The 656-nt window shown below is 64.2% G+C and carries 1 protein-coding gene; it reads left to right on the top strand.

The window, feature by feature from the left end:
• On the top strand, positions 1-656 hold a 656-nt coding region (locus tag ILT44_RS30610; RefSeq protein WP_204243375.1), incomplete at its 3' end, for an NAD-dependent epimerase/dehydratase family protein.

Genomic DNA, 656 nt, shown 5'->3' with positions numbered 1-656 from the left:
ATGTCGTCTCCCATTCTCGTCACCGGTGCCGCCGGGTTCATCGGCTTTCACGTGGTGCAGAGGCTCCTGGCCGACGGCCATCAGGTTGTGGGCGTCGACAGCTTCACGCCCTATTACGACATCAGCCTGAAAGAGGCCCGCTTCGCCAGGCTGACCCCGCACAACACCTTTCTCGGCGAACGCCTGGACCTCGCCGATGCGCAAGCGACGCAAGAGCTTTTTCGGGAGCATCGCTTCGAGCGGGTCATCCACCTGGCCGCCCAGCCCGGCGTGCGTTTCGTCGATCCGCAGCCCTATGCCGCCTCGAACCTGATGGGCTTCATGACCATGCTGGAGGCCTGCCGGCATGGCGGGATCCAGCATCTCGTCTACGCCTCGTCGAGCTCGGTCTATGGCGCCAACCGCAAGCTGCCCTTCTCCGAGCACGACACCACGGATCATCCGATCAGCCTCTATGCCGCCACCAAGAAGGCCAACGAGATGATGGCGCATTCCTACGCCTCGCTCTTCGGCCTGCCGGCGACGGGCCTGCGCTTCTTCACCGTCTACGGCCCCTGGGGCCGGCCCGACATGGCGGTGTACAAATTCACCCACGCCATCGCTCAAGGGCATGAGATCCAGGTGGCCCATGCGGGACACGTCTGGCGCGACTTTAC

Source organism: Microvirga arvi, assembly GCF_016892765.1.
Classification (GTDB): domain Bacteria; phylum Pseudomonadota; class Alphaproteobacteria; order Rhizobiales; family Beijerinckiaceae; genus Microvirga; species Microvirga arvi.
The sequence above is the reverse complement of the archived record's forward strand: the minus strand, read 5'-3'. Positions and strand labels throughout refer to the sequence as shown.